Source organism: Actinophytocola xinjiangensis (assembly GCF_001921215.1).
GTDB lineage: Bacteria > Actinomycetota > Actinomycetes > Mycobacteriales > Pseudonocardiaceae > Actinophytocola > Actinophytocola xinjiangensis.
Genome location: NZ_MSIF01000015.1, coordinates 23454 through 40576, shown reverse-complemented (window position 1 = coordinate 40576; position 17123 = coordinate 23454). Strand labels below are relative to the sequence as shown.

General features: G+C 68.0%; 13 protein-coding genes. 5 read left to right on the top strand and 8 right to left on the bottom strand.

Annotated features, from left to right (window positions below):
* The first annotated feature begins 331 nt into the window (after positions 1-331).
* Positions 332-1111, top strand: coding sequence for an ankyrin repeat domain-containing protein (locus tag BLA60_RS45715; protein WP_245812162.1), 780 nt, complete (start codon positions 332-334; stop codon positions 1109-1111).
* Between the two features lie 54 nt (positions 1112-1165).
* Here BLA60_RS45715 and BLA60_RS26605 read toward each other — a convergent pair whose 3' ends face one another.
* The 5 genes from BLA60_RS26605 to BLA60_RS26585 form a co-directional block, all read right to left on the bottom strand.
* On the bottom strand, positions 1166-1678 hold the full coding sequence (locus BLA60_RS26605) for a hypothetical protein (protein ID WP_154814616.1): 513 nt from the start codon (positions 1676-1678) through the stop codon (positions 1166-1168).
* A 241-nt stretch (positions 1679-1919) separates the two neighbouring features.
* The gene (locus BLA60_RS26600; protein WP_075135740.1) at positions 1920-7148 is read right to left on the bottom strand and encodes an NACHT domain-containing protein; all 5229 of its coding nucleotides are present in this window, start codon (positions 7146-7148) and stop codon (positions 1920-1922) included.
* Between the two features lie 234 nt (positions 7149-7382).
* Positions 7383-7706: a hypothetical protein gene (locus BLA60_RS26595; protein ID WP_075135739.1), complete on the bottom strand. Its 324-nt coding sequence runs from the start codon at positions 7704-7706 to the stop codon at positions 7383-7385.
* 5 nt (positions 7707-7711) lie between these two features.
* The gene (locus BLA60_RS26590) at positions 7712-8836 is read right to left on the bottom strand and encodes an EndoU domain-containing protein (protein ID WP_075135738.1); all 1125 of its coding nucleotides are present in this window, start codon (positions 8834-8836) and stop codon (positions 7712-7714) included.
* Entirely contained in the window at positions 8833-9129 is a 297-nt protein-coding gene (locus BLA60_RS26585; RefSeq protein ID WP_075135737.1) for a hypothetical protein, read from the bottom strand. The genes BLA60_RS26590 and BLA60_RS26585 overlap by 4 nt, the downstream gene beginning before the upstream one ends.
* 668 nt (positions 9130-9797) lie before the next feature.
* On the opposite strand from BLA60_RS26585, the gene BLA60_RS26580 reads away from it, so the two are divergent.
* Complete coding sequence (locus BLA60_RS26580) at positions 9798-10334, top strand: transposase (RefSeq protein ID WP_211288859.1); 537 nt, start codon at positions 9798-9800, stop codon at positions 10332-10334.
* A 603-nt stretch (positions 10335-10937) separates the two neighbouring features.
* The gene (locus tag BLA60_RS43620) at positions 10938-12077 is read left to right on the top strand and encodes a hypothetical protein (RefSeq protein WP_154814615.1); all 1140 of its coding nucleotides are present in this window, start codon (positions 10938-10940) and stop codon (positions 12075-12077) included.
* Between the two features lie 238 nt (positions 12078-12315).
* On the opposite strand, the gene BLA60_RS26565 is transcribed toward BLA60_RS43620, so the two are convergent.
* Positions 12316-13626 carry a helix-turn-helix transcriptional regulator gene (locus BLA60_RS26565; protein WP_075135735.1) on the bottom strand — a complete coding sequence of 437 codons (1311 nt, stop codon included), beginning with the start codon at positions 13624-13626 and terminating at the stop codon, positions 12316-12318.
* 90 nt (positions 13627-13716) lie between these two features.
* On the opposite strand from BLA60_RS26565, the gene BLA60_RS26560 reads away from it, so the two are divergent.
* Both BLA60_RS26560 and BLA60_RS45710 read left to right on the top strand, forming a co-directional pair.
* On the top strand, positions 13717-13926 hold the full coding sequence (locus BLA60_RS26560; protein ID WP_075135734.1) for a MerR family transcriptional regulator: 210 nt from the start codon (positions 13717-13719) through the stop codon (positions 13924-13926).
* A 2-nt stretch (positions 13927-13928) separates the two neighbouring features.
* Positions 13929-15344 (top strand): NsdA family TPR-like regulatory protein, encoded by a 1416-nt coding sequence (locus BLA60_RS45710; RefSeq protein WP_084735283.1) that lies wholly within the window; start codon positions 13929-13931, stop codon positions 15342-15344.
* Here BLA60_RS45710 and BLA60_RS26550 read toward each other — a convergent pair.
* Together BLA60_RS26550 and BLA60_RS26545 are read right to left on the bottom strand one after the other, a co-directional pair.
* Positions 15304-16503: an aminoglycoside phosphotransferase family protein gene (locus BLA60_RS26550; protein ID WP_245812161.1), complete on the bottom strand. Its 1200-nt coding sequence runs from the start codon at positions 16501-16503 to the stop codon at positions 15304-15306. The two genes, BLA60_RS45710 and BLA60_RS26550, sit on opposite strands and share 41 nt — an antisense overlap.
* Positions 16491-17117 (bottom strand): hypothetical protein, encoded by a 627-nt coding sequence (locus tag BLA60_RS26545; protein ID WP_075135732.1) that lies wholly within the window; start codon positions 17115-17117, stop codon positions 16491-16493. Before BLA60_RS26545 ends, BLA60_RS26550 begins: the two co-directional genes overlap by 13 nt.
* Between the last annotated feature and the right edge of the window lie 6 nt (positions 17118-17123).

The window sequence follows — 17123 nt, the reverse complement described above, 5'->3', positions numbered from 1 at the left end:
ATGGACGGCGGTCCTCGGCGGCCTGGGCGCCGGACTCCTGATCAACCGGGTCCGGCTGGCCGGCGGTGTGCCCCGCCACGTCCGCAGCCACCCCAGCGAGCAGGGCTCTGGCAGGGCGGGGTGGGCACGGTTCTCAGGATCGTGTGCGTGGTATTGGCCCTGGCCGCGTAGACCGCGGCGTTTTTGCGGCGTGCGCGACCGCGACCTCGGCGGCTGGGCGGCAGCGGTGATCGCCCTCGTGCTCGGCATCGCCACGTTCGTCGCGTTCGGCCTGGCCGCTGGAACCTGACGCCCAACGCGCACTGATCCGGACTCCTTGTACGGTGCGGCGATGGATCTGCACGACGCCGCCGACTACGGGAACGCGGAGGCGGTCGCCGCCCTCGCGGCCACCGCGCCCGACGTCGACGAGTTGGCTGAGGGCCGAACCCCGCTCTGGCGCGCGGTTTTCGCCGGCAAACCGGACAACGCGCGAGCCTTGGTGGCCGCCGGCGCCGACCCGCACCGGCCGATGATGTCCGGCTGGTCGCCCGCCCGGTTGGCCGCCGCCGGCCCCACACCTGACCTGTTCGGCCCGCCGGCCACGCTGTCCGACCACGAGTCCGCACTGCTCACCGAGTCCACACGACTCAGGTCCGTCCTGGGCGAGACGTACCTCCTCGGCCTCGGCCTGGCGTGCGTGGCCGGCATCGACGTCGCCGAAACCACCCGCCGTCTCCACGCCACCCCCTGCACCCGCGACGACAACGACCTCGCCGTCGTGGGCGCCTCCGACGTGCCGGGCGGCACGGTCCTCACCCAGCCCATGGGCTACCGCCCCCAACAACAGGACGTGCACGAACGGCTTTCGCCGGGCACCTTCTGCTACGCCCTCTACGAGAACCCCAAAAGCGGCACCCAGGGCTCCCTGTCCCGCAACGGCGTACTGGTCGCCGCGGACCTGTTCCCCGCCGGCGAGGCGATGGAGAACGAGCCGTCCGACCAGGTCCTGCTCGCCTACACCTGCCGCCACGACGCGATCGCCTACGCCTGCGCCCTCACCGGCCTGCGCCTCCCCGACGCCCGCCCCATCACCGGCCCACCAGACGTCTGGCTACGCCTGCCGAACTAGCTGACGGGACGACGTCCTCATCTCGCCCGGACCGCGTCGGCGCGGTCCGGAAACCTAGCCGGTCCCTTCCCAGTAGATCGATTCGGCCGTATCCCAGGTCATGGACACGGAAACGATGATCTCGGCCGGCTCCGCCGCCGGAAGCCCCAACGCGACTCGCCAACTCCCGGTCTTTCCCGGCAGAATGTCCGGCGGATCGGTGGGGCCGCCGCTGGTGCCGTAGTCGACGACTTCTTCACCGGTCTGTCCGTCCGCGGTCACACCGACAGTCCATTCGTAGGCGGAGAACACCTCGGACGTGGTGTTGGAAGCGGTGACCGTGACAATGATCGCCCGTTGGCTGTCGGGGCTCATCGCCGCGGTATCGCTTGGCAGGTAGGGCTCAGGCGCGGACACGGTGACGGTTCCGCGTTGGTTCTGGTACGCCTCGCCGAAGGCGAGGGAGAGGTCGGTCTCTGGCTGACCGGTCGCGTCATTGGACAAGTCCGCTGGCGATTCCTCCAAATCTACCGGCGATTCTTCCAGTTCAGTGCTCGGGGCACTACAGGCCGTGCCCAGGAGGGTCATCGCGGCAACTCCGGCCGCGAGCGTGTGAACTATGTGATTCATTTCCGAACTTCCAACCCGTGAGGCCATCGACAACCGTTGGCCAGCCATCAGCATCCCCTGGAGAACCTGTTACCAGGGGCTGCGAGGACGTCACCGGACTGTGCGGGAACGTCCTTTATGGAGCCACGTTCTCATGATGCGCCTGGTCGTCCTGCGCCGCTCGGCCAGGAAACTCGTCAGCCGAACGTGGGTCAGACACTCACTGCAGTTCACGCAGCAGAGCCAGGGCTTCGGCGCGGCACGGCTCGCTCCACCTGGCGAGCGTCCGGGCTGCCTTGGCCCGAATGTGCCATGGAACGGTTGAATCATGCGCGACGTCCCTTGCTACGACCGCCGCTCGGTCCCGGTAATCAGCCCGGGTTTGGAACATGGCCATCGCGGCCCGCAGTCTGACTCCCGCTGGTTGTGAGCGATTCTCGGCCAACTCGCCGAGTGCCCGCGCGGCCTCGGTCGGCTCGAGTGCCCCCCAGGTCTTCAGCGCTTGGACCAGAGCGAGAGGTGTCGCCACCTCCCGGAGCGCACGCAGGATGTCGAGGAGCTCTGGCCGCAGGTCAGGTCGGACGTTGGCGAGCACGTCCGCCGCATTGTTGCGGACGATCAGCGGCAACGTCTCGTCAGTAGCGATCGCCCGCAGTGCGGCCACAGCACGCTCACGGCCACGTTCACCGAACCGGGCAAGATCGCGAGCGGCTCGCCAGCGCATTGGGGGCAGACCACACGGATCGGTGGCCAGTGCCTCCAACACGGGGACGCCGGCCTCCCGGTCCGCCCGGGAATGATCACGGAGGAGAGTGGCGGCCGACCAGCGGGTTGCTGGCCGCACACTCTCGTCGTCGCGGAGCTGTCGGATCCGCCGAAGGCCATCTCGCCCACGCAGCGCGTAGTGGATGGTCAACTCGGTTTCGTCTGCCGACCGAGGGTCGGCCGCACGCTCGCGTAGCTGCTCGACCACGTCGGGTGCCGGGTCTGAACTGAGTGTCCAGATCTCCCAGGCGGCTTCCATGCGCTCGCGCTGGGAGCGCCCGTTGTCCAGGCGGTCACGTTCCAGGCCGTTCAACACCTGACGACGCCAGGTCCGCCCCAGGGCGGCCAGTGCGGTTCTGGCTTTCGGCGCGGCGCACTGGCCTCTGTTTTGTTCGTCGAGCAGCGCGGCAACGACCGGAGCGTTCGTCGGCGACAGGGTCGCGAGCGCGGCCGACGCCGCTACCTTCTCGACGGGCAAGGTGTCGGGGGCGTCGATGATGTCCTTGAGTACCGCTGCCGCCTCGCCAGCGAGCGCACCGTCCTGCCACTGGTTCAGTGCCCCGACCCGTTCCTGTGGGGTGGCGGTACGGTCGGCGAGCATTGACCGCTCAGCATCGAGTCGGGTGCGCCCGGTCAGGTGCGGGATCAGTTCGCTCCGGGCACGGGTGCTCATGGTGGGGTCGCGGATCGCGGCGAGTGCCATACGGCTCAGCTCGTCGCGGCGATGCGGGGTGGCGAGAGCGAACCATCCGATGGCGTGCTGGTGATCATCTGCGGTGAACTCCTGGCTTGTCGCGAACCGGCGTAGCGCCGCGACAGCTTCGTCTCCGGCGGACGGGTCAAGCTGGACAAGTTGGTAGGCGGCCTCGCTGCGGTCACGCGCTGGTTGGCATTCGTTGCGCAGAACGTCGCGGTGAAAGGCAACCGCCTTCCACCGTTCACCGGGGTCGAATTCCGCGAGTCGCATCACCGCATCAGTCCGCCAGTAGAATTCGAGGCATTCGTCGCTTGCTTGTACGCGCAGCTCGTCGAGTGCCTCGTCGCGTAGGTCGGGGCGCAGCACGGCCAAGATCGCTGCGGCCCCTTCGCGCACCCTCCGTTCGGCGTCATCGTCTCCCAGCAGTCGTCGCAGCTCCGGGACGACGTCGGCGCCGAGAAGGGCAGCAGCCCGTACCTGCGACTCCCATCGCCAGGGGGCCTTGTCCTCGTTTCGCAGCACCGCGTGGAGCACCTCGGGCAGTTCGTCTGGCACGGCGCGAGCCAGGACGAGCGCTGCCTCCCCTCGGTCCACGGCGCTCGCCGTCCCGTCCGCGACGATCTCGCGCAGAGCGGTGACGACTTCGGGATCTGCCCGGTGGTCCAGCCGGTCCATCGTCGTGCTGATGTGGCAGACGGTGATGTCGGTGGTGTCCGGGGCGCGTACCAGCTCGCGGAGCGTCTCGGCGAGCAGGGTGCGCGGCGCTTTGCCTAAGCGTCCGAAGGTCCACGCCCAGCCGGCCACCTTCGCCGCCGGAAACGCACGGGAACTCAGCAGGCGGATCAAGCCGTCTATGGCGACGGGGTGGTGCCGACGGCCGAGGAGCACAAGGGTGCGGACGGCGCCAAACCTGGTCTCGCCGCTTCGCGTGACGTCATCGAGCACAGCGGTGAGTATCCGCCCGGCGGACTCGTCGTCGAGGTCGCCTACTGACAGGTTCCAGCTGGTCCGGTGGGACTCCCAGGGCGCCACTCCCTCGGGGCCGGACAGGGACAGTACCGCGGCCACCGCACGTTCGCGGTAGCTGGTTCCGAGGGCGCGAAGAGTTCGCCAGGCCTTGAGGCGATCAGTCGGATCCGGTTGGTGGTGGGCGATCTGCAGTATGTGCTCGGCCACCTCGCTGTGGAACTCCGGACCCAGCCGGACCAGTTCGTTCGCCGCCTGACGCCGGACCTCCGGGCTTGCGCCGCGGTCGATGAGCGTCGCGCGGAGCGATGCGACGGCCCGTGTCCGGTGCGGCTCGTCCGCATTGGCGAGTTGCCCAAGCGCTGCCATGCGGTCGTAGTGGTCGGCCAGGGCCCAGTCGACCACCCGTTCGAACCCGGACACAGCGTCGTCCCGGTAGTCAGGTCCCAGGTCAGCCAGCGTCCGTGCGGCCCACAGGTGGTCGTTCGGTCTGGCCGCGCTGTCAGCGAAGACTGCCAGGAGCAGCGTCGCCGCTTCGTCACGTAGTCCGACACTGCCGAGGGCTTGGGCGATCCGCCATCGGTCGCCTGCGGCGAGGTCGATTTCGGTAGCCATCGACCGCAGGAGTTCGCCTGCCGTCACTCGATGGCGCGGGCCCAGCGTGGCGAGGGTCTCCGCGAGCCGGTGTCGGTCAAGGATGTGTCCGCGCCGGTCGGTGATCAACCGGGTCAGTGTGGAGACCGCGTGGGACAGGTGGTGCGGGCCAAGGGAGGCCAGGCCAGCCGCGACACGTCCCAGGTTCGCGTCAAAGTCCATACGGTTGTCAAGAATCGCCCGGAAGACTTCGGCGCAGCGGTCATGGAACTCCACGCCCATCTCAAGAAGGCCAGTCGCCAGCTCGACCCGGTCGTAGTCCGGCGTCCACGGGTCGTCGAGCTTGAGGTTCAGCGCCTCAGCGGCGTGCTGCCGCGCGCCAGCATCAAAAGTCGCGAGCACCACGGCGGCGCTGCGCTGGTCCCAGGCGCTGGCCGCGGGATCGGCGAGCACAGCGCGCAGACCGAGATCGGATGCCTTCCTCTCCCGGGCGCCGCACTCAGCCAACGCCTCCGCAGCCGCCAGCCGCTGTGCCACCGGTACCGACCGCTCTCCCATGGCGACCGCCCGTAGCAGGTCAGTCGCCTGCGCCGCGCCCGCGCCCCGCAGCCGTGTGGAGAGAGCCGATGCCGCCTCCACCCGGGAACCCCAGGGCACGTTCTCGTCGTCCATCAGCGTCGTCAGCCAGTCGACGATGCCGGGGTGATGGGCGGCCCGACTGGCCTGCCCCAGAATTTCGTGCCCGGGGTAATGCGTGGTCATCGCCCAGCCGCGAACGGTCTCCAAGAACGCATCGACGACCTCCGCGCTGGCTGGCACGTGCCACGCCAACAGGCGGGCCGCAAGCAGGTGCTGCTCGGAGCCGCCGGCATGCAGCCAGCGGACGAGCCGGTCGGCCTCTGTCGGGTGCAGTCGGTTGTGGTGGAGCAGCACCGCTCGGGCGTGCCTACCTCTCTCGTCGCTACGCGCGGTGTGCAGGAGACGGGAGAACTCAGCGCTTCCCGGCTCGAAGCACTCCGGCAGCAGACGGGCTTCCGCGGTCGCGGCAAGGTGTTCGGCGAAACTGTGGTGCAGGAATCCCAGGTCGTCGCCGCGGCGTGCGAGCGGGCCGATCTGGGTCAGAAAGGTAACCAACTCGTCGCGCCAGTCCCCGGCGAGCGCCGGGATGTGCCGCTGCGCCCACTCCCGCGCAGCGGCCACCAGCGAGGTGTCCAGATTGAGGCGGACTCCGCCCAGATGCTCGAGCAGTTGGTCGCGGACCGGGTCGAACTGGGACGAAGCAACCGCGTGCGCGGAGCGTAGGTACTTCAGGTAGGACTCGTACAGTTCGAACTGGTTGTCCGGCAGTGGACGGTCGCGGTGCTGCTCGTGAATGACCGCCGCGATCGTGGCCAGCAGCGGCACACGCACCAGCTCGTCGAGGTGGGCATCGCGGATCTGGCGGATGAATCGGTACCCATGGCTCGCGTCACCGAACCAGTTCTCAGCGAAACGCTGGAGTGCCTCCTCATCGAAAGGCTGAAGCTCGTACCGTGCTGTCCCAGCGCGTTGGAGCGGGGCCAGAGCCGCGCCCTCGATCGGCCGGGTGGTCAGCACGACGCGGCAGGGTGCGCTGTCGTCCGCGGACCATGCGGCCAACACGGTCACCAGTCGGTCCCGATCGGCGGTGTCCGCTACCTCGTCCAGGCCATCGACCAGCAGCAGCCAGCGGCAGCCGGCGACTCGTTCCCCGAGCACACGTTCATCGAGTGGGGAGCCGAGCAACGCGCCGTACTCGGCCCGGGCACCAGCCGCGACCGCCTCCGGGAACGGTACGTCCAGCCGGGACGCGAGTTCGCGTGCGGTCAGTCGGAGCGGCACGACAGGTTCGGCGACAGGTTCGGCAGCATTCGACGGAGCGAGCCACCGCTGCGCTACATCCGCGGCGAGTCGCAGTGACAGCGTCGACTTGCCCTGGCCTGGGCCTCCCGTGACCAGGACGTTGTCGTCACAATCCAACGCCTCCCGCACCGTCCGCGCGGGCGGTCGGACCGCCGCATGGAGCGCGGGTCCGCTCGGCGGATCAATCAGCTGACCCTGGTGATCCACGATCGGCGCGGGCCGCAGTTGCTCGGTCGCCAGTTCCTCCGCCCCGGTACCGAGATGCTGGCGGACGAACACCGTGGCCAGCGAAGGCCGCCGCGCGCCTGGAAGTCGATAAGGCATCTCCTGCGCTGCCTGTACCTGCGCGCGTAGCAGTTGGCGCACGGTGGCTGGCAGGGTCGGCAGCTCCGCCCACCCTGACGGCGGGCCGACTGACTCGATGTCCTTGTCGGCGTCACTGGTCAAGTGGATGTGGACGCCGCCGTGGATGTAGCCGGCTTGTACCGCAGCACCGTGAATGGTGCCGCTGATGTCGTTCCCGATGCGGTCGCGGTCCTGCTCCACGCGTGCATGGTCTCACGGCCGGGAGCGCAAAATCTGACGGACATCGGTTGAGTCTTGTTTCGTCGCCCAACAAAGGTCGCTCGACTTGCTGTATTTCTGATCGGGCCGCTCCAGGAGTCTGGTCGCTACTGGCGAGTCGGCCAAGTATCAGAGAGAACGCCGGCTCTCGGCAGGTGATCACACGAGTTCTGGTCTTGGTTGACTGGACCAGACATGAGCCGTCGGGGAAATCCGCTAGGACTTCTCCCGACGGCGCACGCCACCGAGGAAAGCGCCGAGGTCGGCGAGGAGGTCGCGCAGGTCGCGCCGGGCGAGGGTGACGGCGGTCCCGGTGTAGTCGTGGGTGATGGTGACGGTGTCGCCGTCGAGCACCAGCTCGCAGGAGTCGCCGGCGAACTCCCACTGCCGGTCGTGCCGGACGTGGTGCTCGACGATGTCGAGTACCGCCCGGTCGGCGCCGATCTCGGATTCCAGGAAATCGTCGAGCGGCTCCAGTTCGGGCGGCACCCGGATGCGCAGTTCGCCGTCGTGGATGGCGAACCGAACCTGGGCCGTCAAGCTACTCACTGTTTTCGCATCCCGCGTGGATAGGCGGTGACGATGTCACAGAGCCGAGGCACGGCTGGGCCGTGCTTGAGGTGCCCTTCGATCAGCACACCCTGATAGGTTCCCGTGAACCGTCTTCTGGCGGAGTCGTAGTTCCCGGACCGAAGGGCATCGAAGAACGCCTGCCGCACGCCGTGGAGGACTTCCGCGCGTGACCAGGAGTCCGGAAAGAACATGCTTGTCTTGGTCATTCTGGAAGGAATGTGCGGCCCGCGAACCTGGGCTTTGTAGACGCCGAGCGAATCCGGGCCGGAAACGACTCTCACGACGCGCAGGGCGCCGTTGTCGACGCCGCCTTCACGGTGGTGGTATCCGGTGCACCTGTTCTTGCTGGGCCGGTAGTGCCCGTCGAAGATGTGCTGGGCGAGCCGCGGTGACAGCCGATCCAGGCCGTCCCAACGCAGCCGCTTGCGCAGTCGCCGAATGGCGGTCTCCCAGTCCGTCAGGTCGTCGCGAAGCGCCGAGGGATCGAACCAGGGTTTCGCCGGCGGGATCACGGTGCGCGGCACCGGTCCGCCCCCCGCCGAGGCGGCCGGCTCCACCGCGACGGCCGGCGCCTGCTCGGGAGCGGGCGGGGGCATGAGTTCGGCCGCGGCGGTGATGGCGGTCGCGGAGTCGTTCCCGACGCTTTCCACCAGAGCGAGGGCGCGACGGTAGGTGCAGGCGGCCAGTTCCCGCTCGTCACCCCGAGAGGTTTCCGGCTCGTCGTGACCCGTGATCACCCCGGTGAGCCGTGCCTGCTGGGTCACGGTGAGCGCAGGGCGCACGGTGGGCGGCTCCGCCCCGCTCCGCGACGCGATCAGCGCGCCGGCCTGCCGCTGCGCCCAGGCAAGGGCGCAGGCATAGGTGTCCAGCGCGACAGCGACCTGCCCGTAGGAATCGGCCATGGCCAGCATCCGCCTGGGTTGCCGCTCGATTCGGGCACGAAACGCGTCCGCCGCCCGCCCACGCCAGCCGCCGTCGTCGACCGACCGGAGACGGACGCTCGCGTCCTCGCAGCGTCGGGCCATCCGGTTGTAGGAATCGGCGAGCTGCCAGATCGCCGCCGGATCACCGGGCACAAGGTCCTTGACGGTCCTCATGACCCGATCTCCCGGATCCGCCGGACACCGGCGTCGTCGGCCTCACCGTAGGCGTCGATCGTCTCGGCGAGCCGGCGGCGGATCGACTCCGTCTCACCGGTCGCCTGGCCCTGCCCCCGCTTCTCGCGCTCGGCGAACTCCTCGACCGCGCCAGCCAGCCCGTCGTGCCCGAAGACCGCGGCGACGGGAACGTCACGGTGCGGCAGTTGGCCCAACTCGTTGGCCAGCCGACCGACACGGTCCCGCGCAGCGCGAAGCGCCTCGAGATCGACCTGAAACCCCTCAGTCGCCACCCAGCCTCCAGCCCCCAGGTCACTCAGCGTGGGCATTCTATGACAGAGAAGCAGACGACTGTCCCGAAAACGTCCGCCAGCAACGACTCGCTCCCGGAACCGGCCGACATGCGGCAACGGCATCCACGACAACGACGAACGCCGACCCGTGCCTACAGCACGGATCGGCGTTCGATCTGCTCGGAGCGGTAGCGGTGGGATTTGAACCCACGGAGGGCGTGAACCCTCACGCGCTTTCGAGGTCTGCGACCAGTGGTTCAGCGGGGGTCGTCGCAAGGCGTTTGCCCTGGTCAGGATTGCTACGGATGACCACCTGTACGGCCCTGGCCGGGAGCGAATGAGACTAGAACTGAGACTAACTGGGCAGGCTGACGAGACGGATGAGTGCTGCTGTTCGACGCCAACTCCGAGGTATGTCTGCGGGCGATGAGGAACTAGTAGCGTGTCGCTGCTTTGTTGTGGTGTTTGTGGCTGGGAGGCTGTTGTCATGATGAAGCGGCCGGTCACGTTGTCGGTGCGGGATCGGGAGGAGTTGATTCGGTGGACGAGGACGGGGGTGCGTTCGGCGTCGTCGATCAGGCGGGCGCGGGTGTTGCTCGCGTTGGATACCTCGGTGGGTGAGCTGGATCCGAAGGAGGTGATCGCGGCTCGTCTCGGGGTTCCAGCTACTGGGCCAGGTCCGCGACCCGCTGCCCGCCCGGCCAGACCGAAACGCGTGCGAGGACAGCGAATACGTCCGGTGCGGCACCTGCTCGATCTTCGTGTTCACCGAGCCTCTGGCGGGGTGGCGTCGTGTCCACGCCCTGCCCCAACGAACCAAGATCGACTGGGCTGGGCAGGTCAAACACCTCCTGACCATGGACTATCCCGACGCCGACACCGTGGTACTGGTCATGGACAACCTCAACACCCACAGCACCGCCTCGCTCTACGAAGCCTTCTCACCCAACGAAGCCTTCACCCTGGCCCAACGACTCGAAATCCACCACACACCCAAACACGGATCCTGGCTCAACATCGCTGAAATCGAACTGTCCGCACTGTCACGACAATGCCTCGACCGCCGCATCAACGACCTCGACACCCTCAACACCGAACTCGCCGCCTGGCAACACGCCATCAACACCGAACAACGCCAGATCCACTGGCAGTTCACCACCGACGACGCACGCATCAAACTCCACCACCTATACCCCACAAATTAGCCGCGACACTCTACTAGGGTGTCACCCGACTCCGGTGGCGTAGGCGTGGTGCAGAGGTCGGAGAACAGGCCGCGTGCGGGCCGCTTGGACGCGATCCGGGATCTGTGCGGAATAACTGCAGGGTTTTCTGGTGCCATATGCTGGGGGGATGGCGTGGTGGCAAGCTGCCTTGTGGGCCCTTGCGGGTGGCTTTGTGATAGAAGGGCTCGAGTTCAGCGCGTTGTGGCAGCGACATCGCAGATGGCCATGGCAGGTCGACGCCGAGTCAACCGCGGGAGAGGGTAAGGCTGCCGGGCCGTGGGGCTATTTCCTCGCTGAGTTGGCTCGGCTCGCCGCTGGTGGTGTCCTCGGTGCCGCGCTCGCTGGTCAGGTCACCGGTCCGCTTCCCGCTCTGGCCATCGGTGCCGCCGCCCCGGTCATTGCGGGCCGGCTCGTGGCCTATGTCCCGTTGCCCGAGGTGGCACCCGACCTGGCCCCCCAACATCGGCCTACCGCCGACCCTGTGCCCCTCAATGGCAGCGCCAGCCAGGCCATGCCCCAATCGATACAGCAACCCGAGCCTGCGGTAAGCCCAAGCCCTGTGCCTGATCACAGGGAGGCGCCGTGACCCGTTTCTCCTTGTTCACCCAGGTCATAGCCGTTTTCTCGCGTCGGACAACAGCGTTCCAACCCCTGCCCGGCGAACCCCGGACCTTCGCTGCCAGTCTCCGCCGCGTCCATCAACCACGCCGCGAGTCCTCCTCTGGTCCAGCCGAAGAGGACCACCGCATAACCGGTGGTGGCGTAGCGCCCGATCCTGTCGTAGTTGGCGATCTCAACGGCGCGCCGGCACAGCCGATCGGCTACGACAGCGGGGAGCAGTCGATCAGCATGAAGGCCCGGCGCCCAACCGCCCACCACCCCACGTTGCCCAACCGGTTCACCACCTTCGCCGACTTGCTCGACTGGCTCGCCGTCACACCCAGCTTTCGACTGACCCATCGCCACCAACTACGACAACTAGCCGCCGACATCGAAATACTTCACCTCACCTCCAATCACCACCACCTCGACCTCGCCCGCGCCCGCGCCCGCGCCCGCGCCCGCGCCCGCGACCTCGTCCGCGCCCGCGACCTCGTCCGCGTCCGAGCCCGCGCCCTCGACCTCGCCCGCGACCTCGACCTCGTCCTCGCCCGCGCCCGCGCCCGCGACCTCGACCTCGCCCGCGACCTCGCCCGCGACCTCGCCCGCGACCTCGCCAGCGCCCTCGACCTCGCCCTCGACCTCGCCCGCGCCCGCGACCTCGCCCGCGCCTTCGACCTCGCCCTCGTCCTCGCCCGCGTCCTCGCCCGCGACCTCGACCGCGCCCTCGACCGCGACCTCAGCGAGCGCATTCGCGAGATCTGTGAATTGGTGTCCGGGGCGGTGGTGAAATTTGGCGTAGGTACCCTGCTTAGCATGATCAATGCTGGGGCTGTGGTGGACGCATCGTGGCTTACGCCATCGGCCATCAGTACCAAGGAACACGCCCGGCTTCGGACTATGGTCGATCGATTCGACGGTGCTGACCTACGAGATATCAACGCGAGAAGCCTCGATTTGATCGGCGTGGAATGGTCAAGGCTCACCAAGTGGTCACCCGACGACGTGACTTGGATCACGGCTGCCTCAGAGCCACTTAGCAACGGGAACTATGTCATCCGATCAGCGGATACCAATGGGGATATGATCACCGCACCTAACCCCGAACCCATCACGACGTAAACCGCCTTAACGCCCCTGCGGGCTGGCGTGGGTGTCGAGGATCGCGCTGTCAGCTCGGAACTCCTGACCGCGCCTCAAGTCGTGGTCAGTGTTATGAGGGAACTGGTTGTTTGATCCATAGCGCACGGAACTGGGTGGGTGAGCCCACCGAGTTATCCGCAGGATCGGATGGTGTAGTACTCAACCCCTCCAGTCTTAGGTCAGCACCCATCCTTATCCTTAACTACACGACCTGGCACTAGTTAGACGCGGTTGAACTGGGCAACAAGCGGAAGCTGTTGAGGGTGGCGTCGAGTTCTCGGACGGCGGTGGTGTTTTGCCAGGGGTTCATAGCCGTTCGGCTGCGTGTGATGGTTTGAGTGAGGCGGGCGGAGCGGTTGCGGGCGGCGAGTGCGATGCTATCGCTGAGGGCGGCGGCGGCCTGGTCGAGGTTGCCGGCGGCGAGGTGGGCGTTGCTGAGGTAGATGGTGGTGAAGGCTTGGTTGCGGACGAATGAGCCGTCCAAATGGGCGAGGGATTCGCGGGCGGCTTGTTCGGCTTGGGTGAGGTTGCCGAGTTGGAGGAGGCAGAGGCTGCGGGTCGCTTCGAACTGGGAGCGGCCGTAGAAGTAGGCGTACGAGGTCGCGGGGGTTTGCGGGGTGGCGTCGGTGAGGCCGGTGGCCGCGGTGTCGAGTGCGGTGAGGCAGGCGTGGGTGTTGCCGATTCCGGCATAGGCGCGAGCCGCTACGTCGGCGGTGTAGGCGCGGAGGAGTGCGTCTTCGGTGGCGTTGGCCCAGTTTTGGGCGGCTATGGCGTGGTCGATGCCGGTTCGGGGGTGGCCTTGCCAAGTGGCGAGGTGGCTCATGTTGCAGAGGACGAAGACGCTGAGGTCGGTGTCTTCGGCTTCGTGGGCGGCGTCGCGTGACTCTTCGTAGAAGCGGGTTGAGGCGTCGTAGTCGGTGAGGTCGAAGGTGAGCCAGCCGGCGAAGCGGGACATGTTGCTGTGCAGGCGCAGCAGGCGTGGGCGGAGAGTGTTGGGGCAGTCAGTGAGGAGGTTGGCGACCAGGGTGCGTTGGGCCATGACGGTGCCGAGGACGGCTTGGGGGCCGAACGCGTCGTCCTGGTGCATGGCGGTGTGGAGCATGGATTCGACGTGCTGAATGGTGAGGTCGTCGACCCGGGATGGGGTGTTCGCGGCGAGGGCTACGCGGGCCTGGTCGTCGGGGTTCAGGCTGGTGAGCATCGTGGCTTCGGCTGAGGCGACGCCGAGGAGGCGGAGGAGGTCGCGGCGGTTCACGTCGGGCACTCCGCCCAGGAAGTTAAGGGCTGAGGCGAGGGCATGGTGGTGGGACACCTCCCTGTTCTCGAACAGCTCAATCAGCTTCTCACGGGTGACACCCAGGAGCCTGGCCAACTTGGGCCACAGGTACGGCACCGGGGAGTACTGGCCGGCTTCCCAGCGAATCACGGTCGACCGGTCGACGTACAGGGCTGCGGCGAGGCTCTCTTGGGTGTAGCCCGCCGCCTTGCGGGCCGTCGCTAGGGCGGTTCGGTGTCGCGTCGGTGCCATGCGGTCCCCCTGTTGATCGAGCAAACGTCTCGAACGACTTATACGTCTTGTTCAGTATAGAACGTCTCTCACCAGCGGAAACGCAGTGGTATGTGTGGTTACGTCTCGGGTGTGCCACCGAAGTACGTGCCGACTGGTGAGGCCGCCCGGGAGATCGGGGTTGGTCGCGCGACGCTTGCGCGTTGGTGGTCGGACGGGCTGGTGAAGCCGGCTCTGGTCACGGCTGGTGGGCACGCTCGGTGGGACGTTGACGATCTGAAACGGCAGCTCGCTGAGCGCCCTCGTGCCAGCGGGGGCTGACCGTGTTGGGGAATCCGCGGCTTGAGGCGTTGATGCTCGAAGCCGGCTTCCTGCGTGAGGACGGTTCTGTCGGGCTCAAGGTGTTCGCACGGGCGGTCGGGCGGCACGCTGGGCGCGAGCTGACTCATACCTACGTGCGGCGTTGGCTCAACGGCATGGTCCCCCGCGAGGAGAAGATGCGGCGGGCGATCACGCTTGCACTCGGCGAGCGGCTCGGCCGACCGGTTCGGGCCGACGAAGTTGGTCTGGGCAAGGGCACGGACGTGTCCGCTGACCTGGGGCTGGTGTATCCCGACCGGGCGGATGACGGCATCACCGTTGTCACCGAGCTGTGGCGGGCCGACCTTGCCGGCACGGCCGCGTTGCTCCAGGCCCCGGCCGACGTCGGAGCGTGGAACGACGCGTCGCTGTCCTGGCTCGTGACGACTCGCCGGGAAGCGGCCAGCGGGGCGGGTCGCCGCAAGGTCGGCCTAGCCGACATCGCGGGAGTTCGCGGCACGGTCGAGATGTTCGACCACCTCGACGGGCAGCACGGCGGCGGGCACGCGCGCCGCGCGCTGATCGAGTTCCTGCGGACCGACCTCGCGGGGCTGTTGAACGGGAGCTACGACGACGAAGTTCGGCGGGAGCTGTTCAGGGCCGCCGCTCAGGCGACGTTGCTCGGCGCGTGGATGTCCTATGACGCCGGCCTGCACGGCCTGGCCCAGCGCTACTTCATCCAGGCCTTGCGGCTCGCCGAGTCCGCCGAGGACCGGTTGCTCGGCGCCAGCATCCTCGACGCCATGAGCCACCAGGCGACGTTTCTCGGCCGGTTCAAGGAAGCGGCCAACATGGCAAGAGCCGCGCGCATGGGCACCGCCACCGCCGGGTCGGCCAGCGCCACCGCGCACTTCGCCGCGATGGAGGCCCGTGCGTTGGCGCGGTTGGGTGACAAGGCCGGCTGCGGTGAGGCGATGGCCACGGCCGTGCGGGAGTTCGAGCGGCGCGACGTCGCCAACGACCCCGCCGACTGGTTCGCCTACTTCAACGACGCCGAGCTGGCTGCCGAACTCGGCCACTGCAACCGCGACCTCGGCCGCGCCCTCGACGCCAGCACCTACGCCACCCAGTCCCTCGGACCCACACCCAGCGGCTACGTGCGCTCCGACTTCTTCGCCACGATGGTTCTCGCCGACGCCTATCTCGACCAGGGCGAGGTCGAGCAGGCCTGTGGCGTGGCGCTCGAAGCCCTGGCGATCGGTGAGCAGCTCAAGTCGGCGCGGTGTGGTGCGTACGTCGAGGAGTTCCGCACCCGGCTCGCCAAGGTCGGCACCAGCCCGGCAGCGAAGGCGTTCGTCGAGCAGGCCGCCGCGCGCCGGTTGTGGACGCCGAACGACGCTAGAACGGTGCCCAGTCCCGGCGGCTCCCGTCGGTCCTGATCGCCTCGACGCGCTTGCGGACCTCGGCGGCGGACTTCTCGTCGTTCTCGGCCTTGCCGGCCAGCCACAGCGTCATCGAGATCTCGCGGTAGTCGGCGAGGACCGGGTAGCCGGGCCATTCCAGGATGTCGAAGCCGTAGACCTCAACGAAGGTCCGGTACTCCTCGGCGGTGTGCCAGCCGAACCGTTCGTAGAACAGCGCCGTCTGCACGAGATCCCACTCCCGAGGCCCCACGGCGAAGCTGTCGAGGTCGATCAGCACCGGCTTGCCGTCGCGGCTCACGAGGACGTTGCCGACGTTCGCGTCACCGTGGATCACTCCGGGCGGCAGCGCGAACGTCAGGTTGTCGTACCGCTCACGCAGCTGGCGCAGCCGGTTGGTCACGAACGCCTTGTCGGCCTCGGTCATGCCCACCAACCGGTCGTCGAGACCGTCGAACGGGCGGAACGGCGGGAGGGTGAAGCCGCGGGGCGGGTCGAGTTCGTGCAGGCGCCGGATCAGGTCCGCGACGTCCCGGATCGGGGCGTACTCGTCGCGATCCGACACCGACACGAGCAACGTCGCCACGTAGCCGTCGACCTCGACCGGTTGGTCGACGTCGAGCGCTCGCGTCGCGGGGTAGCCGACGTCGGCGAGCCACCGGGCGACGAGGATCTGGCGGTGGACGTCATCGAGCGTGGTTCCGTCGCCGGCGATCCGGACGACCACCGGCTCGGTGAGCCGGAAGACGGCGTTCGAGCCGAGTCGGACCAGTTTGGCGTCGGTCGGGTCGAGGTCGACACCTGCGCACACCTCGCCGAGGAGGCGTCTCGCTGACTGCTCGGTCAGACTCGTTCCGCTGCTCAATCGCCACAGTCCCTTCGGCTTCCGGTGGGTGCCCGCTCCAGTGTCTCGCGAACGGGTGCCTCGACGCCGGTCAGCCGTGTCAGGGCTGACGATCTGGGTGTAGGGGATGCCGTCGCCGTACTTTGCGGTGACGCGGCAGATGAGCCGGATCCGCCCAGGTCGCATGGGGTCGATGCTGTTGATGACGTTGCGCATCGTGCCGGCGCTGATGTGGTCCTCGCCCAGGGCGTTGCACTCCGCGGTGAGCCGGTTGACGGACCAGTTGTGGTGTTCGAGCCAGTCGCGGATTCGGTCGCGGTTCAGGTACGGCACAGCTCGTCCAACGGCACGACGCGGCAATCCCCCAGCTTGCGCAGGATCTTGACGGCCTGGGTCCAACGGGCGGCGGGGTCGTCGTAGGGGACCTGGTGGCCGCCGACGAGTCGCGGGAACCGGGTGCCGGTCGTCCGGTAGAGCAGACCGGTCACCCCGGCGATCGGGTACCGACCTGCGCGGATCGCCACCGCACCCTGGCGAAGCTCTGGACACATGCGGCTGGCTCGCCGGGCACAACCGACACAGACCGGTGGTTCGTCGACACCCATGCGGTTCGGCCAGTCCGGCCAGTCATCGCGGTAGTCGCGCACCAGCCAGAGCACGCCCTCGTCCGTGCGGTCAGCCGGCCCGGCGCAGACGCCGCACAGGAGTCGGCGCATGGCCCGGCGCTGGCGGAAGGGGTGCACCTTGCCGAAGTTCGGCTCGCCGGCTCCCTGGTTGACGGCGACACGTTGCCAGAGCACGCCGTGTCTGTCCCGGTCGTAGAGGGTCTCGTCGGCGTAACCGATGCCCGCTCCGGGACGTTCGATCACGGTGGCGGGCTGGTCGTGCTCGTCGCTCCACGCGTTGACGTACGGGGTGTAGGGCACGAGAGCGGCGTAGTTGGTCATCGCCGG